Consider the following 22,492-nt stretch of genomic DNA (forward strand, 5'->3'; position numbering starts at 1 on the left):
GCCTTCCTCCTTCACCTGGGGGCGCGGCCCTCACAGGGCCGCGAGAAGCTCACGGCACGCGGACTCGCAGCGGCGGCACGCCTCGGCGCACACCCAGCAGTGCTCATGCCGGGCGGCGTGCCGGTCGCACTCCTCGCCGCACAGGCGGCAGGCCTCCGCGCACGCCTTGACCAGCGCCCGGACGAGGGTGTCGTCCTCCCCGGTCCGACGCGAGAGCACCCGCTGGGTGGACTCGCACACGTCGGCGCAGTCCAGGTCCAGGCGCACGCAGGCGACCAGGTCGGCCACCGCCCGTTCGGCCAGGCAGGAGTCCGCGCACAGCACGCACGCCTGAGCGCACGCCCCGCAGGCCTCGATGCAGGCCCGCACCTTCTCCTCGACCCCGTCGCCCCGGCGGCCGGAACGGGTGTCCAGCATCTGTTCGACGACGCTCATGACTCCTCCTCGAACGTTTCCGGTCCGGACCCGGGACGGGCCCGGACCGGGACCTTCAGAGCGTGAACCGCAGTGCGAAGTGGTTCAGTGAGGCGGGAAGCCCCGACGCGGGCAGCGGCCCGCCCGCGTCCACGCGGGTCAGGTTCCGGCCCCGGAGCAGGGCGCGCAGGAACAGCGACACCGTCAGCGGCACCAGGTCGCGCGCCGCGCACCCGGCGGGGCCGTAGCTGAAGGGCACGATCCCCGGCTCCGCCTCGGCGCGCCCGTCGAGCCAGACCTCCGGCTCGAACGCGTCCGCGTACGGAAGCCGGGAGGAGTCGCGGTGGAAGTAGGAACTCGCGATGAGGAAGGCCGTCCCCGCCTCGAACACCTCCTGCCGCCAGGCCGTCTCCCGCGTGCTCTCCCGGATCACCATGAGCGTGGTCGGCCACAGCCGCACCGACTCGCGCACCGTCGCCCGCAGCAGCGGCAGGTCGAGCCCTTCGCGACCGTCCGCCTCCTCGCGGGCCGCGTGGGCGCCGGGGCTGAGCGAGGTCAGCAGCGCCAGGGAGCGGAACGCGGCGACGGCGGCCGCGTCGAAGGCGAACAGCCAGTGCGCCACCTGGTCCTCCGGGTGTACGTCCGCGCCCTGGCCCTCCCCGCCGGGCCCGCTCCCGCCGGGAGCCGTCGCCCCGCGGTCCCGCCCGCTCTCTCCGCCCCCGCCGTGGGGACACCCGGCGGCCGACTTCGCGGCGGCCGCTCCCGCGACCAGGCGGGCGGCGAGGCTGCCCGGTTCGGCGCGTTCGATGCTGGCGCGCACCCGCCCGAGGAACTCCTCCCTCGACGCGTGGTCGGTCGGCGCCGCGTAGGCCCAGTTCGCGCGCGAGCGCAGGGCGTGCAGGAGTTCGGTCGTGCGGCGGTCCTCCGCGGCGAACGAGCCGAAGACCACCCGTCGGGCCATGGCGTGGAAGGAGTCGGCGAACCTGCGCCAGTCCAGGACCTCCCCGCCGCGCAGGGCCAGTCTGAGCGCCAGCGCCTCGTCGTCCGCCTGCCCGGCGACGACGTCCCCGTCGGGGTGGATCGTCTGGCCCGGCACCAGGGCGGCGACGTTGGCCGCGCGGCGCCCGGGGCGGGCGTCGTGGTCGGAGACCAGCACCCCGTGCGGTTGGAAGTGGGAGAGCGCGCCGTGCTTCTCCATGCCGCCGGGGGAGAAGGGTTCGGGCGTCTCCCGCAGGAGTCGGCCCACGTCATCCGGGGACAGGACCAGGGCGAGCCGCCGCCCCGCCAGGCGCAGCGGCAGCGGGTCGTCACCGTGGCGCTCGCGCAGGCCCCGCAGGAGCGAGACCGCCTTGCGGTCGGCGTCCAGACCGGCGACCAGGCCCGTCATCAGCGGGCGGCGTACGATCACGCCCCGCGCCAGGTTGGGCAGCAGAACCGAGGACAGCACGCGCGCCGCCTCCGCGGCGGTGGGGCGGCGCGCCCCCCGCCGGAGTTCCGCCTCCGGCCGGGAGCCCGCGTCCTGTGGCGGGTGCGCTCCCTGTCGCCGGTGCGCCTCCTGGTGTTCTGTGGGCATCGAGACCGTCCCCCTTGATCGGTTCGCTCGGGTGGATCGCTGTTCTCGGCTTCGGGCCCCCGCGGTTCCGGTCCCGGCCCCGCACCGGCCCCCGCGGCTCTCATGCCTCCCGCGGATCCCGCGGCCCTCGTGGGTGCCGGTGATCCGGTTCCCGTGTTCCCTGCCCGGGTGGGGTGCGGGCCTTCCGGACCCGGTTTTCTCCGCCTCGGCCGCTCACCTGCCGGTTCCAGGTTCTACTCCGTCCCCTGCCCCGGTCCGGGCGTGTCCGAACGGGGACGCATGGGACTTCTGTGTCTTGCGGGGTCGCCGTGCGCCGTTCGGTCCCCGACCCGGCCGCTTCGGGCCGGGACGCCCCCCGCGCACACGGGCGCCCCGGTCCGCACCGGACCGGGGCGCCTGCCGTTCCCCGACCGCGAACGGCCGCGGGTCACCGGCCGCGGATCACAGGTGGTCCCGGGGCAGCGTCTCGGTCCACTGCCGGGAGAAGACCCGCTCGTCGTTCTCGAACGCGTCCAGCGTCGCGTACACCCGGAACTCGGTCTCGGTGCACTCCAGCGACGTGTGGGTCTCGGTCCGGGTCCGCCACCCGTCCCGCGCGAAGCGCATCGTCCACGTCGACTCACCGCGCGCGGACGTGAAGTCGCCCGCCACCGACTCGTAGTACTCGTAGGCGCGCCGACCGACGTCCAGGTCGATGTCGTCGAAGTGCAGGATGCCGCCGTCCTTGACGATCTCCAGGGCCGACCGGGTGTCCACCAGGTCCCTGTAGACGGTCCAGCTGTGGTCGGGCTTCTCCCGGCGCGTGGTGGAGATCTCCGGCGAGCCCTCCGGCTCCCCGAAGGGCTCCGGGTGCGGATCGTCGGCCTCCGAGCGCGGACGGACCGGCAGCAGCAGCCTGCTCTCCTCCGGGTGCACGGTCAGCAGGGCGGGCTTGGGCGGCGGCCAGGCCAGCGGCCAGTAGGAGGTGGACAGCGACAGCCGGATGCGGTGCCCCACCGGGAACCCCTGCGCGACACCGTTCATCGTCACCTTCACCCGGTAGATCTCACCGGGTTCGAGCTTCTCGGGGCGCTCGTGGCTGTCGCGGTGGGTGAGGTTGAGCAGCCCGTAGGTCACCCGCGTGGCGCTGCCGTCCGGTGCGACGTCCACCAGTCGGGCGGCGACCATGGCCACCGGTTCGGTGACCGACACGTCCAGCTCCACCTCGGCGGCGCCCAGGATCTCCACGTCCTCCGACAGCACGTCGCTGTCGAAGACCAGGGAACCGCCGTCCTCCTCGCGCTGGTCGTAGGGCAGGTCCGGCGGGGCGTTGTAGGAGGCCCACTTGCCCGCGAACTGGCCCACGGTCAGCGGCGACCGCACGGTCAGCGACTCCGAGTGCACCTCCTCGCCGGGGCGGCCGATCCGGTACCTGGCCAGCGGGTACCCGCGGTACTCCACGTTCGGCGAGGGCCACTCGTCCTCGCGCACCCACCGGCCGGGGCGCTCGGTGTAGGCGGTGGAGGGGGGCACGCTGTCCTGCATCCACGCCCACAGGGACGGGCCCTCGTCGACGCCGTTCTCCCTGCCCTTGAGCCAGCGGTCCAGCCAGCGCACGACCTCCTGGAGGTAGCCGATCGCCGGGCCGGGGGCTCCCATGTGCGGGTAGCGGTGCGACCAGGGGCCGATCAGCCCCCGGCTGGGCGCCTCCAGGTTCTCCAGCAGCCGGAAGACGGCGTTGGAGTAGCCGTCCGCCCACCCGCTGGAGGCCAGCACCGGGCAGCGCACCTCGGAGTAGTCCTCGCTCACCGACGCGTGCCGCCAGTAGTCGTCGCGCCGCTGGTGGCGCAGCCACTCCAGGACCCACGGTTCGGTGGCCTCCAGCCTCTCGTGCCACATCCGCCGCCAGTCGTCGCCGACGGTCACCGGGTCCGGCGGACAGGTGCCCGCGGAGAACATCGTCCCCGCCTCGGCGAGGTTGTCCGACAGCAGACAACCGCCCATGTAGTGGAAGTCGTCGCCGTACCGGTCGTCGGTGAAGGAGCTGATGACGATCGCGCCCAGACTCGGGGGCTGGCGGGCCGCCACCTGGAGCGCGGCGAACCCTCCCCAGGACAGCCCCATCATGCTGGTCTTCCCGTTGCACCAGGGCTGCTCGGCCAGCCAGGCCAGCACCTCCTCGGCGTCCAGCTGCTCGCGCTCCAGGTACTCGTCGGTGAGCACGCCCTCGGAGTCACCGGTGCCCCGCAGGTCCACGCGGACGCAGGCGTAGCCGTGCCCCGCGATGTAGGGGTGGTGCATGGAGTCGCGCACCGACGTCAGGTCGCGTCTGCGGTAGGGGATGTACTCCAGGACCGCGGGGACGGGGGACACGTCGGAGGAGGTCGCCCGCCACACCCTGGCGGCCAGGTGCACACCGTCCGACATCGGTATCCACAGGTGCTCGTCCTCCTGGACGGCGTTGGGCAGGTTGTTGACCACGTGCATGGACCGGGGCCCCTCCTAGTGTTCGGCCAGCTTGTCCTTCGTTCCGTGCTCGTCCTCGAACTCGAATACGAGCTCGTCCACGCAGCGCTCGTACTTGGCGCGCATCTCGGTCTCGTCCTCGGCGCCGATGGTGATCTTGGCGAGCTCGTAGCTGTAGCTGTCCTGGGCGGTCATGTCCGAGAGCCGCTGCCCCTGCTCGGGCACGATCTCGATCCTCACGCCGGGCAGGGACTCCTCCAGCGCGGACACCTCCTCGGGGGTGGGCACGCGCGCGGCGACGCCGTCCTCGAAGCGGCGGTGGTACCACTCCGCGGCCACCCGGTACTCGCCCCGGGCGTCCTCGTCCAGGGCGGGGTCCTGCCCGAAGCCCAGCCGCAGCATGCGCTCGTGGTTGGCGACCCCGTCCACCAGCTCGAAGAGCTCGGCGTGGGACTGGGAGTGGCGCGTGTTCACCTCCAGCAGGCCCAGCTTCTCCTCCACGGGGTCGTAGAAGAACTCGACGCTGAACGTGGAGTTGTCCATCCCGACCTGTCCGATGACCTTGACGGCCACCTCGGCCATCCACCGGGACACGTGGTCGGGGAGGCCGGAGGGGTACTGGTGGCGCAGGAACACCGAGCTGCCCGGGTAGTCGACCGAGTCCAGGGCGCCGTAGACCACGATCTCGCCCTTGTACACGTAGCCCTCGACGGCCGCCTGCACGCCCTGCATCGCGGCCTCGGCGAGGGCCGTGCGCCCGCCCACGGAGGAGATCTCGGGAGGCAGGTCCACCATCTCCAGGATCTGCTCGAAGGGGCGGCCGATGCGGTCGACGCCGTCGCGGAGCAGGGACACCGCCTGCTGGAACGCCTCGTCGTCGCCGACCTTGTAGGCCAGCTCGGAGGAGGCGGACTTCACCGGCTTGAGCCACATCGGGTACGCCGGGCTCTCGGGGGGAGTCGGGTCGTCCTCGGACAGCTCGACCAGGCCGAAGGCCGGGTACTCGTCGATGACCTTCTGCTGCTCCAGCCTGCTCCAGTACTTGTGCTCACACTTGACGAAGGACTCCAGGGAGGACGAGGGGAGGCCGCGGCGGGAGCAGAGGATGGGCACGAACAGGGTCACCGGGAAGTCCCAGTAGCCCACGATCGCGTCGACGCTCCCGTCGAAGTCGTCCAGGATCCCCTCCGCCTTGGCCAGGAGTTCCTGGATGTCGATCTCGCCGACCTGGAGTTCGTCCAGGCCCAGCAGCTGGTGGAATTCACAGTGCCGACCTGTGGGGGTCCTGCGCAGGATCTCCAGGTTGTGCTCGTCCAGGCCGACCACGAACACGTTCTTCACGGCTACCCGCACCGCCTTCCTCTTCTGGTGCTCTTCCGAGCGGGGATGCATACGCATGCGCCTAACCCGTGCCGTGTGCTCCAAACGCGGGCGTGTCGCGCCTCACGCCGCGGAAGCGCTGGTCGTCGCGCCGCGACGGCGAGCGGCGCGCACATGTCGGCCCCGCCGCGGACGGTCGCAAGTCCGCGGCGGGGCCGGTGGTGCGGCGGGGGAGGTCAGCGCGTGCGGGGGGCGTACCGGTCGATCTCGGCCAGCTCCCCGGCGTCGAACTCCAGGTTGGCGACCGCCGCCACGTTGTCCTCCAGCTGCGCGACGCTGCTCGCGCCGATGACCGCGGAGGTCACCCGGCCGCCGCGCAGCACCCAGGCCAGCGCCATCTGCGCCAGCGACTGCCCGCGCCGCCGGGCGATCGCGTCGAGCCCGCGCACCCGCTCCAGCACCTCCTCGGTGATGCCCTCGGCGTTCAGGAACGGGCTGCTCCCGGCCGCCCGCGAACCCTCCGGCACTCCGTGGAGGTAGCGGTCGGTCAGCAGCCCCTGCGCGAGCGGGGAGTAGGCGATGGAGCCCGCGCCGACCTCGTCGAGCACGTCGAGCAGCCCGTCCTCCACCCACCGGTTGAACATCGAGTAGGAGGGCTGGTGGATGAGCATCGGCGTGCCCAGGTCGCGCAGGATCGCCGCTGCCTCGCGCGTCTGCTCGGGCGAGTAGTTGGACACGCCCGCGTACAGGGCCTTGCCCTGGCGCACGGCCGTGTCCAGCGCCCCCATGGACTCCTCCAGCGGGGTGTCGGGGTCGGGCCGGTGGTGATAGAACACGTCCACGTACTCCAGGCCCATGCGCTCCAGGCTCTGGTCCAGGCTGGACAGCAGGTACTTGCGCGAGCCCCACTCGCCGTAGGGGCCGGGCCACATCAGGTACCCGGCCTTGGTCGAGACCACGATCTCGTCGCGGTAGCGGCGCAGGTCCCGGGTCATGACCCGGCCGAAGTTCTCCTCCGCAGAGCCGGGCGGGGGACCGTAGTTGTTGGCCAGGTCGAAGTGGGTCACTCCCAGGTCGAACGCGCGCAGCAGGACGGCGCTCTGGTCACCGATGGCGCGCTCGTGGCCGAAGTTGTGCCACAGCCCCAGGGACAGGGCGGGCAGCCGCAGCCCGCTGCGGCCGCACCGCCGGTAGGGCATCGTCTCGTACCGCTCCGGGGCGGCGACGTAGGTCATGGCATCTCTCCCTCGTGTGGCTGTGCGCCTGGCCGTCGCGCGGGGGCGGGCCGACCGGCGTGCGGAGAGTACAGCGCGCGGGGCGGGCGCACCAACAGCGCCCCCGCGTCGGCGGTTCGGGGCGTCCGGAGCCGCGTCGGCCACGACCGTCCCCCCGGCCCCCGCGCGTGCCGAGGAGCCCCGCTACCGGGGGCCGGAACCCGTCCCCGCCACGGCCACCTGCGGTTTCGCGCGGGGGCTCACGGGTAGCCCGTACGCCTGTCACCCCGGTTCCGTACCGACAGAAGAGGGAGTGAACGTCGATGCACCATGAGACCCAGCCCCCGATCGAGGGCTACGAGGGCCTTCCGCTGGGGACCCTCCAGCACCGTGTCCGCTCGCTCGACGCCGACCAGATGCGCCAGCTCATCCACTACGAGTCCGAACACGCCAACCGGATCAACGTCCTGGAGATCCTGGAGCACCGCCTGATGGAGCTGGAGCAGGGAGCCGAACCCTCCGGGGGCTCGCAGGACTTCCAGCCCGAGCGCCCGGGTCCGCCCGCCGGCGGTTCACCGGTGAGCGAGGACACGGCCGCTCCCGCGTTCAGCCCGCCGCCGCAGGGCGTCCCCAACCAGCCCGCCAAACCCAAGGGCGACTACCGGCCCGGCGGCCAGTGAGGCGGTCCCCGGCCCCGCCGGGACACGGGGCGCGCAACACCGCTCCCGTGTTCGCGGCGGTGCCCGCCGTCCCCGCCGCCGCTGACGGGAACCCGGCCCGGGGAGGCGGACCGGAGCGCGGCCACCGGCCGTTTTCGCTCCGCCGCCTCGGGTAGCCGTACACCCACCATCCCCCTGGAACGCTCTTCTCCGACGCACAGGGAGTGACATGGCGCTGGCATCCACCGCGGGCCCGGCCCGCGGCCACGGCGGACGGGGCGGCCGGTGATCCGCGGCAGGGCGCCCCTGGTCCTGGCCGGTGCGGGCTGGGCGGCGTCCCGACTCCGGGGCAGGCGTGACCGGTGGGACGAACCCGAACCGCGGCGGCGCCGCCGACGCGGCGGGACGGTCCCCTGGATGGCGGCCGGTGTCGCCCTCGGCCTGGGGGCGGCGGCGCTGGCCGGTCCGCGGCGCCCCGCCCTGCTGGACGGCAGGGTCGCGCTCATCACCGGCGGCTCGCGCGGGCTCGGCCTCCAGTTGGCACGCGAGTTCGGCCATCGCGGCGCGTCCGTCGTGATCTGCGCCCGCGAACAGGACGAGATCGACCGGGCGGTGGCCGACCTGGAGCGGCGGGGCGTGCGGGCGCGCGGCGTCCGGTGCGACGTCCGCGACCCCGAGTGCGCCGAGGGCCTGGTCGAGGAGGCCACCGCGGCCTTCGGCCACCTGGACTTCGTCGTCAACAACGCGGGCATCATCCAGGTGGGGCCGCACGAGACGCTCTCGGAGGAGCACTTCCGCGACGCCATGGAGACCATGTTCTGGGCGCCGCTGCGCATCTCCCGGGCCGCGATCGGCCCGCTGGAGCGCACCCGCGGCTCCCTGGTCACCATCACCTCGATCGGCGGCCACCTGAGCGTGCCGCACCTGCTGCCCTACTCCTGCGCCAAGTTCGCCGAGGTCGGCCTCTCCGAGGGGCTGGGGGCGGAGGTCGCGCGCCGGGGCGTGCGGACCACCACGGTGGTCCCGGGTCTGATGCGCACCGGCTCCCACAAGGCCGCCGTCTTCTCCGGGGATCCCGAACACGAGTACACCTGGTTCTCCCTGGGCGCCGGGCTGCCCCTGGTCTCGGTGAGCGCGGAGCGCGCGGCGCGCCGGATCGTGGAGGCGGCCGCGCGGGGACGCAGCTACCTGGTGCTCACACCGCTGGCCCGGGCGGCCATCGCCGCGCGGGGGCTGTGCCCCTCCTTCGTCCAGGGCGCCATGCGCGTCATGGACCGGGTCCTGCCGGACCCCGGCGGACCGGTGGAGCACAAGCCCGGGCGCGAGGCGGACGACACCGCGGTCAACCGGGTGCTGAAGCTGCCCACGGCGCTCAACGAGCGCGCGAGCGGGCGCCTCAACCAGAGGGACGACGAGGGCGGCGGCGCGTCCGGGGACCAAGGGCCGGACGCCGACGGACCGGAGGAACCCGGGCCGGGGCCGGGCGGCCCCGGCCGCTGACCGGAGGCCGCCGCGGCGGACGGCGGCCCGCGACCGCGAATCGGGGGAACACGACGTGACGCGTTTCGGATACTTTCTCGCCAGCGAGGAGCACGGGCCCCGGGAACTGGTCCGCCAGGCGCGGGCCGCCGAGGAGGCCGGGTTCGACTCCCTGTGGATCTCCGACCACTACCACCCCTGGCTGGACGCGCAGGGGCAGAGCCCCTTCGTGTGGTCGGTGGTCGGCGCCATCGGGCAGGTGACGTCCCTGCCGGTCACCACGGCGGTGACCTGCCCGACCACGCGTGTGCACCCGGCGGTGGTCGCGCAGGCCGCGGCGACCGCCGCGTCGATGGTCCGGGGCGGGTTCACCCTGGGCGTGGGCACCGGCGAGGCGCTCAACGAGCACATCCTCGGCCAGCCCTGGCCGCCCGCTGCCCGGCGTCTGGAGATGCTGGAGGAGGCCATGGAGGTGATGCGCAAGCTGTGGACCGGCAAGCTCGTCACCCACCGGGGCCGCCACTACGAGGTGGACACCGCGCGCCTGTACACGCTGCCCGAGGAGCCGCCGAGGATCTACATGTCGGCGTTCGGCCCCAAGGCCACGGGGCTCGCGGCCAGGGAGGCCGACGGCCTGATCCAGGTGGCGCCCAGCGACGAGACGGTCGAGAACTTCCGCTCCTGGGGAGGTGACGGCAAGCCCGTCCAGGGCGGGCTCAAGGTCTGCTGGGCGCCGAGCGGGGCCGAGGCCCGGCGGGTGGCGCACGAGCGCTGGCCCAACGAGGCGCTGGCGGGGGAGGCGCCCCAGCTGCTGCCGCTGCCCCGTCACTTCGAACAGCTCACCCGGGGCCTGGTCACGGAGGACATGGTGGCGGAGGAGATCGCCTGCGGACCCGACCCGGAGGTGCACGTGGCGGCGATCCGCCCGTACCTGGAGGCCGGTGTGGACGAGGTCTACGTCTGCCAGGTGGGCGACGACCAGGACGGCTTCTTCGCGTTCTACGCGGAGGAGGTTCTGCCCCGGCTGCGGGCCGGGGCCTGACCAGCGGTGCGGCGCGCGGGCGGCGTAGTCCGCGGGCCGCGCCCGTGAGGAGGACAGATGCACACCCGTACCCGTGACGGCACCCTGCGCGAACCGGGGCCGATGCCTCCGGACCCGTTCCCTCCGACCCCGATGCCGCCTCCCTCCCCGCCCGAGCCCGTGCCCGAGCCGGAACCGCCCGGCCCGGGACCGCTCCCCGAACCGCCGGGACCGGAGCCCCAGCCCGAACCCGCCTGAGACACCCGCCGGGCCTCCGCGCGGATAGGACCGTGGGGCGCGCACCGCAGGTGACCCGCGCGCCCCACGGGTTCGCCGTGCGCGGAGAGGCGTCGCCCGGCCCGCGTGCGCCGCAGGGCGGGTCCGCCTGACGCGTCAGCGGACGGAGCCGCCCGCGGGGCGTTGACCGGGGGAACACGCACCGGACGCCCCGCGCGCACGCGTGCGCGCGGGGGAGTAAGTGCTTCCGTCCGTTCCACCGGGGTTGTTTTCCGCCGCGCACACGTGCGCGGAGACCGTCGGAATCCGTACTCGTTGCACGGCGCCGTGCTCTCCAGCGCATGCGTGTACGGATCCGGGCCGAACCGGCGGCGATGGTGGGAGATACCCGATGCAGGTGTGCACGAAAGCGAATCCGTGGCGTCAGGGGGATTGTCCCGTGCGTGACGGTCGGCCTAGGTTGCACGGGAAAGACTCCTTCCGGTCCGGACCGCCCGCCCGGGCGGCACCGGGCCGCCACCTGCTGGAGGAACCACAGTGGCGCAACCCCCCGCCCCCGCCCGACGGCGACCCGCCCCCGTCCGCACCGCCCTCGCGGGCGCGCTCCTGCTCGCACCCCTCGCGCTCGTCGCCGCGCAGGGCCCGGCCGCGGCCGCCCCCGCCGCCCCCGCCTCGCCGGCGGCCGAGGCGCCGGTCCGGGCCGCCGCCGGCCCCGTCGAGACCCACGGCCAGCTGCGGGTCTGCGGCCTCAAGCTCTGCGACGAGAACGGCGAGACCGTCCAGCTCACCGGGATGAGCTCCCACGGCCTCCAGTGGTACAGCGACTGCCTCACCGACGGCTCCCTGGACGCGCTCGCCCACGACTGGAACGCCGACGTCCTGCGCGTGTCCATGTACATCCAGGAGGGCGGCTACGAGACCGACCCGCGCGGCTTCACCGACCGGGTCCACGAGCTGATCGAGGAGGGCACCGCGCGCGGCATGTACGTCATCGTCGACTGGCACATGCTCACGCCCGGCGATCCGAACCACAACACCGACATGGCGCGCACCTTCTTCTCCGAGATCGCCTCCGTCCACGCCGACAAGGACAACGTCCTGTACGAGATCGCCAACGAGCCCCACGGGGTCTCCTGGGACGCGATCCGCGGCTACGCGGAGGAGATCATCCCGGTCGTGCGCGCCGGGGACCCCGAGGCCGTCGTGCTCGTCGGCACCCGCGGCTGGTCCTCCCTCGGCCTGTCCGAGGGCTCCGACCACACCGAGATCACCGCCGACCCGGTGGACGCCGACAACATCATGTACGTCTTCCACTTCTACGCCGCCACGCACGACGACTTCCACCGGGAGGGCCTGCGGGCCGCGGCGCGGGACCTGCCGCTGTTCGTCACCGAGTTCGGCACGCAGGAGGCCACCGGCGACGGACCCAACGACTTCGCCTCGGCCCAGGCCTACCTCGACCTCCTGGCCGAGGAGCAGATCAGCTGGGTGAACTGGAACTTCTCCGACGACTTCCGCTCCGGCGCGGTGTTCGAGACGGGCACCTGCGCCGCTGACGGCCCCTGGACCGGGACCGAGTCGCTCAAGCCCGCGGGGGAGTGGATCCGCGACCGCATCCGCGAGAGCGGGGTCGCCCCGACCGACCCCACCGACCCGACCGATCCCACCGACCCGGACGCGTGCGAGACCCCGGCCTGGTCCTCGGGAGAGGTGTACACCGGCGGCGACCAGGTCAGCCACGGCGGACGCCTGTACCGGGCCCAGTGGTGGACGCAGGGGGAGGAACCCGGCACCACGGGTGAGTGGGGCGTCTGGAGGGACCTCGGCTCCTGTTGACCGACGCGCGGGGCGGGCAGGGAGGCCCGCCCCCGCGCTCTCCAAACCTGTCGTGGGCTGCCGGAGGCGACCGTGACGGGCCCTGCCCCGACACGCGTCGGCCATCTGCGGTCGGCGCGTTTCCTCATGTCAGCGGGGTGAACACGCGTCAGGGGCCTTCTTCGCGGCCTCAGCGGTGCTTGACAGGACCCGATCCTTGGTATCTACTTTCCATATAGAAAGTAGATGCGAAAGAGGAGATGGACATGAGCACTCGTCCCGAGCTCGACCAGGTCGCTGACGCCCGCCGCAGGCTCGCCGACCACACCGACCCGCCCGCCGCCTTCTGGGTCTTCCTCGCCGCCGCGAGCGTGCTCATCGCCGGACTGCCGATCTGGTCGGCCCTCCTGCCCGGCAGCGGCCCCTACTTCCAGTGGGCCATCCTCGGCGTGGTCGTGATCGCCACCGCCTACTCGGTCATCCAGCGCCGCCGCAGCGGCGTGTACATGCCGCGCTACGTCTTCTCCTACCCCGGCGCCCGCCTGATGTGGATCGCCGCCCTGGCCATCACGGGCGTGGGCTACATCGGCATCACCCTCCTGGTCGACCAGGGCATGACCGGCTTCGCGCTCGCCGCGCTGGTGCCCGTGGCCGCCCTCGTGCTCGCCGGACAGATGATGGTCCGCTCGGCCATGCGCCGCAGCATCGAGAACGGACGGGCCACCCCGTGACCGCGCTGCACCACCCCGGCGGCGCCCCCCAGGGCGGCGCGGCCGGACGCCAACCGATCCTGGAGACCGGGCCGCGCCTGGCGATGTGCGCGCTGTTGCAGAGCGCGAACTGGGTCGACTTCGCCACCGTGCGCAGTCTGCTCGGCGTCAGCGACCCGATGGTCTCCAAGCACAGCCGCACCCTGGAGGACGCCGGACTGCTGGAGGTGCGCAAGGGAGCGGTCGGGCGCCGACCCAAGACCTGGTTCCGTCTGACCCCGGTCGGACGCACGGCCCTGATAGGCCACCTGGCCTGGCTGACCGACCTGGGATCAGCGGTCGACCCCGACACCGACCCCGAACCCGACACCTGAAACCGCGGTCGCGGCCGGAACCACGGCGACCCGCCCCGGCCCGGCCACGAGGAACACGGGGTGCCGCCCGCGCCGAGCGCGGGCGGCACCCCGTCGTTTCCGGCGGAAGCCGCCATCGGAGCCGGATCGCGGACCGGCTCCCCGGGGCCGTCGTCCGGCAGTGAAGAGCCCGCTCAGGCCCCGCCCGGCGCGGCGGTCCCCTCCGTCAGTACGACTGCACGGTGGAGATGCGCAGCTCACCCTGCTCGTCCACGTCCACCAGCACGTGGTCGCCCGCCACGAGCTGCTGGTCCAGCACCATGCGCGACAGCCTGTTGCCGACGTTGCGCTGGATGGTGCGCGCCAGCGGCCGGGCGCCGTAGGCGGGCTGGTAGCCGCGCTCGGACAGCCACCCCACCGCCTCGTCGGTGAACCGCACGGTGATGTCCTGCGCCTTGAGCCGCTCCTCGGTGCGCTCCAGCAGCAGCCGGGTGATCCGGCCCAGCTGCTCCTCGCCGAGCTGCTTGAAGACGATGACCTCGTCGATGCGGTTGATGAACTCGGGACGGAACTCCTCGCGCAGCCGCCGCATCACCCGCTGCTCGGTGTCGGGGTCCATCTGGCCGTCGGCGGTGAAGCCCATCGGCGCGCCCCCGGTGATCGCCTCCGACCCCAGGTTGCTGGTCATGATGACCACCGTGTTGCGAAAGTCCACGGTCCGCCCCTGCCCGTCGGTCAGGCGGCCGTCGTCCAGCAGCTGGAGCAGCAGGTTGAACACGTCCGGGTGGGCCTTCTCCACCTCGTCCAGCAGCAGCACCGAGTACGGGTGGCGGCGCACCGCCTCGGTGAGCTGGCCCGCCTCCTCGTAGCCCACGAACCCCGGGGGTGCCCCGGTCAGGCGGCTGGCGGTGTGCCGTTCCTGGAACTCGCTCATGTCGATGCGGACCATGGAGTCCTCGGAGCCGAAGAGGGCCTCGGCCAGCGCCCGCGCCAGCTCCGTCTTGCCCACGCCGGTCGGTCCCAGGAACAGGAAGCTGCCCACCGGCCGGTCGGGATCGCCCAGACCGGCCCGCGAGCGGCGGATCGCCTCCGAGACGGCCGTGACCGCCTCGTCCTGGCCGATCACCCGCTCGTGCAGCACCTCCTCCAGGTTGACCAGCCGGTCCCGCTCCTCCTGGGTCAGCTGGGAGACCGGGATGCCGGTGCTGCGGGAGACCACCTCGGCGATGTCGGCGCTGGTCACCTCGGGAACCGACGAACCGGTTCCGCGCGCCTGGTGGATCGAGCCCCGGGCGGCGGCGATCTCGTCGCGCAGCGCCGAGGCGCGCTCGTAGTCCTCCTGCTGGACCGCCTTCTCCTTCTCCTCCTCCAGGTTCTTGAGCCTGCCCTCCAGCTCACGCAGCCCGGAGCTGGAGGACTTCAGGCGCAGGCGCACCCGCGCGCCCGCCTGGTCGATGAGGTCGATGGCCTTGTCGGGCAGGAAGCGGTCGGTGACGTAGCGGTCCGACAGCTCGGCCGCCGCCACCAGGCTCTCGTCGGCGAACCGCACCTGGTGGTGGGCCTCGTAGCGGTCGCGCAGCCCGCGCAGGATCTCGACGGTGTCCTCCACCGAGGGCTCGGGCACCTGGATCGGCTGGAAGCGGCGCTCCAGGGCCGCGTCCTTCTCGATGTTCTTGCGGTACTCGTCCACGGTGGTCGCGCCGATGATGTGCAGTTCGCCGCGGGCCAGTGCGGGCTTGAGCATGTTCCCGGCGTTCATGGACCCCTCGGCGGCGCCCGCGCCGACGATGGTGTGGATCTCGTCGATGAAGACGAGCAGCTGGTCGGACTGGGCGCGGATCTCGTCCACGATGGCGTTCAGGCGCTCCTCGAAGTCGCCCCGGTAGCGCGTGCCCGCCACCACCCCGGCCAGGTCGAGCTGGACCAGGCGGCGCCCGAGCAGGGTCTCGGGGACGTCCTCGTCGAAGATGCGCTGGGCGATGCCCTCCACGATCGCGGTCTTGCCCACGCCCGGGTCGCCGATGAGCACCGGGTTGTTCTTGCGCCGCCGGGCGAGCACCTCGATGCACTGCTCGACCTCGTCGTCGCGGCCGACCACCGGGTCCAGGCGGCCCTCGCGGGCCAGCCCGGTCATGTCGGTGCCGTACTCGTCCAGGGTCGGGGTGGCGGAGGGCTCGCCCTCGCCCTGGTCGGCGGCGGGCGGCGCCCCGGCGGCCTTCTGGAGCGACTGCGGGGTGATCCCCGAACCGCGCAGGAGCTGGCCGACGGCGCTGTCGGTGTTGACCGCCAGCGCGAAGAGCAGGTGTTCGGGAGTGATGCTGGAGCTGCCCGTGGCGCGGGCGATCTGGAGGGCGTCGAGGAGGGCGCGCTTGGCGGCGGGGGTGAGCCGGGCGGACCCGCGCACCGACCTCGGGGTCTGCGACACCGCCTGGTCGATCACGTCGATGATCTGCTGGGTGTCGGAGCCGCTGTTCTGCACCATCTCCCGCGTGGGCGGGTAGCGCAGCAGGGCCCACAGCAGGTGGACCGCGTCGACGTCGGCGCTGCCGGCCTCCAGGGCGCGGCGCACCGCGGCGTCTGCCACCTGCTGGGCCTCGGGGCTCATCAGCTTGGACAGGTCCACGCGGCGGACCGGTCCCCGGGCCCCCAAGAAGCGCGCCAGGAACTCGTCGAAGGAACCCGGGTCGCTGCCGCGGTCGTCGGGAAGGTCGTGTGTCATGTCGTCTTCGTCCCCCGTGCGTGCGGTAGTGGCTTGCTCACTCTAAGTGAGCGCCCGGAGTTTGTTCGGTAGCTGTGGTCGGCGTGGGGACCGAACGCGCGCGGGGCTGCCGGTCCGCCCCGGCCGCGCCGGATGTCCCCGCCGAGGGCCGCTCCGGGCCAGGTCGTCCTCCGTCCCGGCCCGCTACCCGGCCCGGCGCCGGGATAACGCCGGGTGCTTTCGTGCCCCTCCGTGGTCGTTGCCGACCCGCTCCCGCGCGGCCGCGTCCGTCCCCGTCCGCGCACCCGTCCCCGGGCTCGCTCCGCATCGCCGCCCCTTCGCCGCCGTGCCCTCCTCCAGACGGCCGCAACGCCCTGTCCGCAGGGGATTGGTGTGCCCCGCGCCACCCTAAAAATAATTAATTACTATTTATTCTTGACGTTACCTGAGTCACTCTGGCATGCTCTCCTGCAGTTGAGGAAGGCGTCCGCGCAGGTGAGCGCGTACGCCCTACGCCAAGGAGGACCCCATGGGCAGACGACCGCCGCGCCCCCCGGGCCGCACGCTCGCCGCTCTCACCGCCGCCCTGTGCGTGCTGCTGCTCGCCGGATGCGGCGCCAGGCTCGGCGAGGACGGCCGCATCGGCGTCGTCTACATGGACGCGCAGGGCTTCTACGCCGGAGTCCGCGAGGGCATGCAGAACTACGCCGAGGACTCCGGCCGCGAACTCCAGCTCCTGGAGCTCAACGCCCGCGGCGACGCCTCCGAGGAGAGCACCTTCGTGGACGTCGTCTCCTCGGCCGACGTCGATGCCCTGGTGCTGTCCCCCGTCTCGGCCACCGCCTCGGTCCCCGCCGTGCGCCTGGCGCACGAGAGCGGGATCCCGGTGATCTGCTACAACACCTGCATCGAGGACGAGGCCGCCAAGGAGTACGTGACCTCCTACATCCTGGGCGACCCCCGCGAGTTCGGCCGCCTGCTCGGCGACGCCGCCGCCGACCACTTCGAGGACGAGGGAGTCGAGGACCCCCGGATCGGCGTCCTCAACTGCGAGTTCGTCGAGGTCTGCGTGCAGCGCCGCGAGGGCTTCGAGGAGGCGCTCTTCGCCCGCCTGCCCGACGCCCGGATCGTCGCCAACCAGGAGGGCGCCACCATCGACGAGGCCGTCAACGTGGGCGAGCGCCTGCTCACCGCCCACCCCGACCTCGACGCCTTCTACGGGGAGGCGGGCGGCGCCACCATGGGCGCGGTCCGCGCCGTCACCAACCGCGGCCTGGCCGGGGAGGTCGTGGTCTTCGGCAGCGACATGTCCACCGACGCGGCACGTGCGCTGTCCGACCACCGCATCCTCAAGGCCAACGTCGACATCTCCGGAATCGCGGTCGGCCTGCTGGCCGGGGAGACCGTCGAGCGCATCATCGCGGGCGAGGCGCCCGAGGAGTTCGTCACCGAGGCGCCCATCGACCTCTACACCACGCCCGAGGACGGCGAGGAGTGGCTGGAGGAGCACCCGGACGGCATCCCCTAGACCGGCCGTCCCAGCACGTCCGCCCCCTTCGTCCCACCTGTGGAGTACCCATGAGCGACACCTCCGCCGCGCCACCGGCCGACACCGACGTCGTGGCCCGCGTCCGCGGCGCGACCAAGAGCTACCCCGGCGTCCGGGCGCTGGACCGCGCCGACTTCGAGATCCGCGCCGGAGAGGTCCGCGCGCTGCTCGGACGCAACGGCGCCGGAAAGTCCACCCTGATCCGCCTGCTGTCCGGCGTGGAGGCGCCCGACGAGGGCGAGATCGAGATCGGCGGCCAGCCGCTCGGCCAGGGCGGCATCCGCCGGGCGGCCAAGCTCGGCGTGGGCACCGTCTACCAGGAGCTCAGCCTGGTCCCGGAGCTGTCGGCGGCCGAGAACCTCTACCTCGGCACCTGGCCCAAGGCCGCCGGGCGCATCGACTACGGCCGGATCAGGGCCGGGGCCGAGGAGGTCTTCGCCGAACTCGGCGTCGACATCGCCCCCGGCACCCGGGTGGGCGAACTGCCCCTGGCCCAGCAGCAGCTCGTGGAGATCGCGCGGGCCTTCCGCGCCCGCCCGCGCCTGCTCATCCTCGACGAGCCCACCAGCGCGCTCGCCGCCGGTGAGGCCGAGACCGTCCTCAAGGCCGTCGAACGCGTCGCCTCCCGAGGCGTCGGCGTCATCTACGTCAGCCACCGCCTGGACGAGATCCGCCGGGTCGCCGACACGGTCACCGTCATGCGCGACGGCGCCGTCGTGGAGACCACGCCGGTCCGCGGCGCCACCACCCGGCACATCGTCTCCCTCATGCTCGGAGGCGAGGCCAAGGAGGAGAACAGGCCGGTGCGCCGCGCCGCCGCCTCCGGAACACCGCTCCTGTCGGTCCGCGACCTGGCGGTCCCGCCCAAGGTCGACGGCGTCTCCTTCGACCTGCGCCCCGGCGAGGTCCTGGGCCTGGGCGGACTCATGGGCTCGGGCCGGACCGAGATCCTGCGCGCGCTGGCGGGCTTCACCCCCTCCCGGGGAACCGTGGAGGTGGACGGCTCGCCGGTGGCCCGCCCCACCCCCCGCGCGATGAAGCGCCTGGGCGTGGGCATCACCCCCGAGGACCGCAAGGGAGAGGGCGTCGTCCCCCTCCTGGGCGTCTCCGAGAACATGGTCATGACCTGGTTCGGCGGCGCCTCCAAGGCGGGGACCGTGCTCCCCTCCCGCGTCTCGGGCATCGGCCGGGACCTCATCGACCGGCTCTCGATCAAGGCCGCCGCGACCGACACCCCCATCGTCAACCTCAGCGGCGGCAACCAGCAGAAGGCCGTCATCGGCCGCTGGCTGCACGCCGGGAGCCGCATCCTGCTGCTGGACGAGCCCACCCGGGGCGTGGACGTCGAGGCCAAGGCCCAGATCTACGCCATCGTGCGCGAGCTGGCCGAGCAGGGGGCCGCGGTCCTCTTCGTCTCCAGCGAACTGGAGGAACTGCCGCTCGTGTGCGACCGCGTGCTCGCCCTGCGCGGAGGACGCCTGCAAGGCGAGTTCACCGGCGACGACATCACCCTGGACAACATCATGGCCGCCGCGATGGCGGCGTGAACGGCGAGGTAGAGCAATGACCACCACCACCAAGGTCACCGGCGAGGCGGTCCCCGCCCGCGGCGACCTCATCGGCCGCTACGGCCACCGCCTCAACGAGATCGGCCTCCTGGCCGCCATCCTGATCCTCTACGTCGTCCTCGGGCTCTCCGCCTCCGGGTTCCTGAGTCTGGACAACCAGCTCGGCCTGCTGCGCAACGCCGCCACGATCGGCATCGCGGCCTGGGGCGTCACCCTGGTGATCATCGCCGGGGAGATCGACATCAGCATCGGCCCGGCCGTCGCCTTCGCCTCGGTCATCGTCGCCAAGGGCGCCACCGAGTGGAACCTGGGCGTGATCGGCGCCATCATGCTCACCCTGGCCATGGGCGTGCTGTGGGGCGCCCTCGCCGGATGGCTCCGGGCCCGGTTCAACGTGCCCTCCTTCATCACCACGCTGGGGCTGTGGAGCGTCCTGGGCGGCCTGGCGCTCTACATGACCGACGCGCTCCCCGTGCCGCTGCCCGAGAGCGGCCTGCTCGACGTGCTCGGCGGCTCCGTCCTGGGCATCCCCACCGCCGCGCTGGTCATGCTCGTGCTCTTCGCGGTCTTCGCCTACGTCGCCAAGTACACCGCCTACGGCCGCTCCGTCTACGCCACCGGCGGCAACGCCGCCGCCGCGCAGCTGGCCGGGCTCAACGTGGCCCGGGTGCGCGTGCTGCTGTTCGCCACCACCGGCCTGCTCTCCGCCATCACCGGCGTGCTGCTCGCCGCACGCCTGGGCTCGGGCAACGGCGGCGCCGCCGCGGGGCTGGAGTTCGACGTGATCGCCGCCGTGGTCATCGGCGGTACCGCCCTGGCCGGCGGACGCGGCTCGCTCGGCGGTACCTTCCTCGGGGTCGTCTTCATCACCGTCATCGCCAACGGCCTGGTGCTGCTCGGCGTCAACTCCTTCTTCCAGGACGTGGTGCGCGGCCTCATCATCGTGGGCGCCGTCCTGATCAACGTCGTCATCAGCAGGCGCAGCGCGGCCAACCGCCTCGCCTAGCCGCTCCGAACGGGGGAAACACAGTCATGAACACCACGGCCGCCGCCACCGCACTCCCCGAGACCATGCGCGGGGTGCGCCTGCCCGGGGACTCGACCGCGGTCCTGGACACCCTGCCCGTGCCCGAGCCGGGTCCCGGACAGGTGCTGATCCGGGTCGGCGCGTCGGGCATCTGCGGCAGCGACATCGGCTTCATCTACCACGAGCACAAGACGCACCGGGGGGTCGAGGGCCCCGCCTACCAGGGCGTCGTCGCGGGCCACGAGCCCTCGGGCACGGTCGTGCAGGCCGGGCCGGGGTGCCGCAGGTTCGGTCCCGGCGACCGGGTCATCGTGTACCACATCGCCGGGTGCGGGCTGTGCGACAACTGCCGCCGCGGCTTCATGATCAGCTGCACGGACCCCTCCCGGGCGGCCTACGGCTGGCAGCGCGACGGGGGCCACGCCGAGTACCTGCTGGCGCAGGAGTCCACCTGCGTCCCCCTGCCCGACGAGCTGTCCTTCGTGGACGGCGCGCTCATCGCCTGCGGGTTCGGCACCGCCTACGAGGGGCTGCGGCGCATCGGGGTCAACGGCGACGGCGACCTGCTCGTCGTGGGCCTGGGCCCGGTGGGGCTCGCGGCCGGGATGATCGGCCGCGGCATGGGCGCGGCCCGTGTGATCGGGGTGGAGCCCAACCAGCGCCGCCGCGAGTGGGCCGCCGGCCTGGACGTCTTCGACGCCCTGGCCTCGCCCGAGGAGGCGGCTGACGAGATCGCCCGGGTCACCTCCGGCCGGGGCGCGGCCACGGCCATCGACTGCTCCGGGTCGCGCCCGGGCCGCTCCCTGGTCCTGGAGAACGCCGCCGAGTGGGGCCGCGTCTCCCTCGTCGGCGAGGGCGGCATCCTGGAGACCGAGGTGTCGGACACCCTCCTGCACAAGCAGCTCACCCTGCACGCCTCCTGGGTGACCTCGCTGCCCGCCATGGCGGAGCTGTCGGTGAACCTGGTGCGGTGGGGCCTGTCCCCGGAACAGGTGGTCTCCGACCGCTTCGACCTCGCCGACGCCGACGCCGCCTACCGCCTGGCCGCGGGCGAGAGCCGGGGCAAGGTGTGCCTGGTCAACGGAGCCGAGCGGTGAGCCGCCCCGTCGAGGTGCGGCGCGACGCCTCCGGGGCGCACGAACTCGTGGTCCTGGACAACGGCGTGCTGCGGCTGACCGCCGCCCCCGCGCTGGGCGGGCGGCTCCTGTCGGTGCGCCACCGCGGCCGCGAGCACCTGTACCGCAACCCCCGCCTGCTGGGCGACGACCTCCAGCCGGTGGAGGGCGTGGTCCTGGGGCCGGTGGACGGACCCATGAGCGCGTGGAACAACGTCGGCGGCGACAAGACCTGGCCCGCGCCCCAGGGGTGGGACGGACCCGACGAGTGGGCGGGGCCGCCCGACTCCGTCCTGGACTCGGGCCCCTACACCGCCGAGACCTCCACCGACCCCGACGGCTCCGCCGTGCTCACCCTCACCAGCGGGGACGACCCGCGCTCGGGGCTGCGGCTCACCCGCCGCCTGACCCTGGCGCCCGACAGCGCCGCCTACCGGCTGGACCTGGAGGCGGTCAACGTCTCCGGTACCGCGCGCCGGTGGGCGCTGTGGAACGTCACCCAGCTCGACGGCGGCCACGACGAGACTGGTGGGACCGGCGGGCCGAGCGGGTCCGGTGACTCTGGTGGGACCGACGGGCAGCAGGACGGGCCCGGCGGACCGGGCGGAGCACGCGGGGTCTACGTGGGCGTCAGCGGCCCGGGCCCGCACACGGTTCCGCTCGTCGCGGGTAACGGCCGCCCCCGGGTGGTGGAGCACACGCCCTCCGTGGTGCGGGTCCCCCTCCAGGACGTGGTCGGCAAGGTCGGCTTCCCCACGGCCTCCGGGTGGCTGGCCGACGTGGGCGCCGAGGGCACCCTCACCCAGCGCTTCGCCGTGCGGGAGGGGGCCGAGTACCCCGACGGCGGCTCCCGGGCCGAGGTGTGGCTCGAATGCCCCGTGGACCGGCCCCTGGAGCACCTGGGCGGGCTGTGCCCGGTGGACCGCGTCACCGAGGTCGAGGCGCTGGGTCCGCTCACCGGGCTCGGACCGGGGCAGTCCACCTCCCTCGCCGTCGAGTTCGGTTTCGGCACCGGCACGGGGCCGGTGGCCGAGGTGACCCCCGACGGCTTCTGGAGCGAGGAGCCCCGCTGGGGCGCGCCCGAGCCGGGAGGGCGGCGGCTGAGCGGGGTCTTCACGTCCTCGCGCGCGGGCGCGCTGGTCCACCGGGCGTCCGGCCGCACGGTCGCGCACACCCGGCCGGGCGAGCCGGCGCGCTTCGACGCCGTGGTCCCCGAACCCGACACCGACACCGCGCCCGCTGTCGTGTTCGCACCCGACCGGGCCTGAGCACGAAGGCGCCGCAGAGCAACGACG

At 73.3% G+C, this 22,492-nt stretch carries 17 protein-coding genes; 11 read left to right on the plus strand and 6 right to left on the minus strand.

Going from position 1 to position 22,492, the window contains the following annotated elements; all coding sequences use genetic code 11:
- Nucleotides 1-30: 30 nt before the first annotated feature.
- The 5 genes from AC0VX6_RS10465 to mgrA form a co-directional block, all read right to left on the minus strand.
- A complete protein-coding gene (locus tag AC0VX6_RS10465) occupies nt 31-435 on the minus strand; it encodes a four-helix bundle copper-binding protein (protein ID WP_274977341.1) in 405 nt (134 codons plus the stop codon).
- 55 nt (nt 436-490) lie between these two features.
- Nucleotides 491-1,987: a cytochrome P450 gene (locus tag AC0VX6_RS10470; protein ID WP_475468367.1), complete on the minus strand. Its 1,497-nt coding sequence runs from the start codon at nt 1,985-1,987 to the stop codon at nt 491-493.
- Nucleotides 1,988-2,428: 441 nt separating this feature from the next.
- Nucleotides 2,429-4,453 carry a CocE/NonD family hydrolase gene (locus AC0VX6_RS10475; protein WP_274977343.1) on the minus strand — a complete coding sequence of 675 codons (2,025 nt, stop codon included), beginning with the start codon at nt 4,451-4,453 and terminating at the stop codon, nt 2,429-2,431.
- A 15-nt stretch (nt 4,454-4,468) separates the two neighbouring features.
- Nucleotides 4,469-5,785 (minus strand): ATP-binding protein, encoded by a 1,317-nt coding sequence (locus AC0VX6_RS10480; protein WP_274977344.1) that lies wholly within the window; start codon nt 5,783-5,785, stop codon nt 4,469-4,471.
- A 203-nt stretch (nt 5,786-5,988) separates the two neighbouring features.
- A complete protein-coding gene (gene mgrA / locus AC0VX6_RS10485; RefSeq protein ID WP_475468368.1) occupies nt 5,989-6,987 on the minus strand; it encodes an L-glyceraldehyde 3-phosphate reductase in 999 nt (332 codons plus the stop codon).
- A gap of 302 nt (nt 6,988-7,289) precedes the next feature.
- On the opposite strand from mgrA, the gene AC0VX6_RS10490 reads away from it, so the two are divergent.
- From AC0VX6_RS10490 to AC0VX6_RS10515, 6 genes are all read left to right on the plus strand, one after another.
- Complete coding sequence (locus AC0VX6_RS10490) at nt 7,290-7,646, plus strand: DUF8129 domain-containing protein (protein WP_475468369.1); 357 nt, start codon at nt 7,290-7,292, stop codon at nt 7,644-7,646.
- A gap of 264 nt (nt 7,647-7,910) precedes the next feature.
- Nucleotides 7,911-9,125 (plus strand): SDR family NAD(P)-dependent oxidoreductase, encoded by a 1,215-nt coding sequence (locus tag AC0VX6_RS10495; protein WP_475468371.1) that lies wholly within the window; start codon nt 7,911-7,913, stop codon nt 9,123-9,125.
- A gap of 55 nt (nt 9,126-9,180) precedes the next feature.
- Nucleotides 9,181-10,146 carry a TIGR03557 family F420-dependent LLM class oxidoreductase gene (locus AC0VX6_RS10500; protein ID WP_475468373.1) on the plus strand — a complete coding sequence of 322 codons (966 nt, stop codon included), beginning with the start codon at nt 9,181-9,183 and terminating at the stop codon, nt 10,144-10,146.
- A gap of 753 nt (nt 10,147-10,899) precedes the next feature.
- Nucleotides 10,900-12,198: a cellulase family glycosylhydrolase gene (locus AC0VX6_RS10505; RefSeq protein ID WP_475468375.1), complete on the plus strand. Its 1,299-nt coding sequence runs from the start codon at nt 10,900-10,902 to the stop codon at nt 12,196-12,198.
- A gap of 245 nt (nt 12,199-12,443) precedes the next feature.
- On the plus strand, nt 12,444-12,908 hold the full coding sequence (locus tag AC0VX6_RS10510; RefSeq protein WP_475468376.1) for a hypothetical protein: 465 nt from the start codon (nt 12,444-12,446) through the stop codon (nt 12,906-12,908).
- The gene (locus AC0VX6_RS10515) at nt 12,905-13,261 is read left to right on the plus strand and encodes a transcriptional regulator (protein WP_274977351.1); all 357 of its coding nucleotides are present in this window, start codon (nt 12,905-12,907) and stop codon (nt 13,259-13,261) included. Before AC0VX6_RS10510 ends, AC0VX6_RS10515 begins: the two co-directional genes overlap by 4 nt.
- A 205-nt stretch (nt 13,262-13,466) precedes the next feature.
- Here AC0VX6_RS10515 and AC0VX6_RS10520 read toward each other — a convergent pair whose 3' ends face one another.
- The gene (locus tag AC0VX6_RS10520; protein WP_274977352.1) at nt 13,467-15,959 is read right to left on the minus strand and encodes an ATP-dependent Clp protease ATP-binding subunit; all 2,493 of its coding nucleotides are present in this window, start codon (nt 15,957-15,959) and stop codon (nt 13,467-13,469) included.
- A 508-nt stretch (nt 15,960-16,467) separates the two neighbouring features.
- Here AC0VX6_RS10520 and AC0VX6_RS10525 point away from each other — a divergent pair.
- Genes AC0VX6_RS10525 through AC0VX6_RS10545 form a run of 5 tightly spaced genes read left to right on the plus strand, consistent with a single transcriptional unit; the run spans nt 16,468 to nt 22,465 of the window.
- The gene (locus AC0VX6_RS10525) at nt 16,468-17,466 is read left to right on the plus strand and encodes a substrate-binding domain-containing protein (RefSeq protein ID WP_475468379.1); all 999 of its coding nucleotides are present in this window, start codon (nt 16,468-16,470) and stop codon (nt 17,464-17,466) included.
- Between the two features lie 50 nt (nt 17,467-17,516).
- Nucleotides 17,517-19,034 carry a sugar ABC transporter ATP-binding protein gene (locus AC0VX6_RS10530; RefSeq protein WP_274977354.1) on the plus strand — a complete coding sequence of 506 codons (1,518 nt, stop codon included), beginning with the start codon at nt 17,517-17,519 and terminating at the stop codon, nt 19,032-19,034.
- A gap of 16 nt (nt 19,035-19,050) precedes the next feature.
- Entirely contained in the window at nt 19,051-20,061 is a 1,011-nt protein-coding gene (locus AC0VX6_RS10535; RefSeq protein ID WP_274977355.1) for an ABC transporter permease, read from the plus strand.
- Nucleotides 20,062-20,087: 26 nt separating this feature from the next.
- Nucleotides 20,088-21,179, plus strand: coding sequence for a zinc-dependent alcohol dehydrogenase family protein (locus tag AC0VX6_RS10540; RefSeq protein ID WP_475468380.1), 1,092 nt, complete (start codon nt 20,088-20,090; stop codon nt 21,177-21,179).
- A complete protein-coding gene (locus tag AC0VX6_RS10545; protein ID WP_475468381.1) occupies nt 21,176-22,465 on the plus strand; it encodes a hypothetical protein in 1,290 nt (429 codons plus the stop codon). The genes AC0VX6_RS10540 and AC0VX6_RS10545 overlap by 4 nt, the downstream gene beginning before the upstream one ends.
- Nucleotides 22,466-22,492: the final 27 nt, after the last annotated feature.

The organism is Nocardiopsis sp. iso_25 (assembly GCF_056173305.1).

Bases quoted from the DNA above. Each gene is read 5' to 3' on its own strand.
- AC0VX6_RS10490 (WP_475468369.1), top strand. From the start codon at position 7,290: ATGCACCATGAGACCCAGCCCCCGATCGAGGGCTACGAGGGCCTTCCG.
- AC0VX6_RS10540 (WP_475468380.1), top strand. From the start codon at position 20,088: ATGAACACCACGGCCGCCGCCACCGCACTCCCCGAGACCATGCGCGGG.
- AC0VX6_RS10535 (WP_274977355.1), top strand. From the start codon at position 19,051: ATGACCACCACCACCAAGGTCACCGGCGAGGCGGTCCCCGCCCGCGGC.
- AC0VX6_RS10465 (WP_274977341.1), bottom strand. From the start codon at position 435: ATGAGCGTCGTCGAACAGATGCTGGACACCCGTTCCGGCCGCCGGGGC.
- AC0VX6_RS10525 (WP_475468379.1), top strand. From the start codon at position 16,468: ATGGGCAGACGACCGCCGCGCCCCCCGGGCCGCACGCTCGCCGCTCTC.
- mgrA (WP_475468368.1), bottom strand. From the start codon at position 6,987: ATGACCTACGTCGCCGCCCCGGAGCGGTACGAGACGATGCCCTACCGG.
- AC0VX6_RS10470 (WP_475468367.1), bottom strand. From the start codon at position 1,987: ATGCCCACAGAACACCAGGAGGCGCACCGGCGACAGGGAGCGCACCCG.
- AC0VX6_RS10475 (WP_274977343.1), bottom strand. From the start codon at position 4,453: ATGCACGTGGTCAACAACCTGCCCAACGCCGTCCAGGAGGACGAGCAC.
- AC0VX6_RS10520 (WP_274977352.1), bottom strand. From the start codon at position 15,959: ATGACACACGACCTTCCCGACGACCGCGGCAGCGACCCGGGTTCCTTC.
- AC0VX6_RS10510 (WP_475468376.1), top strand. From the start codon at position 12,444: ATGAGCACTCGTCCCGAGCTCGACCAGGTCGCTGACGCCCGCCGCAGG.
- AC0VX6_RS10530 (WP_274977354.1), top strand. From the start codon at position 17,517: ATGAGCGACACCTCCGCCGCGCCACCGGCCGACACCGACGTCGTGGCC.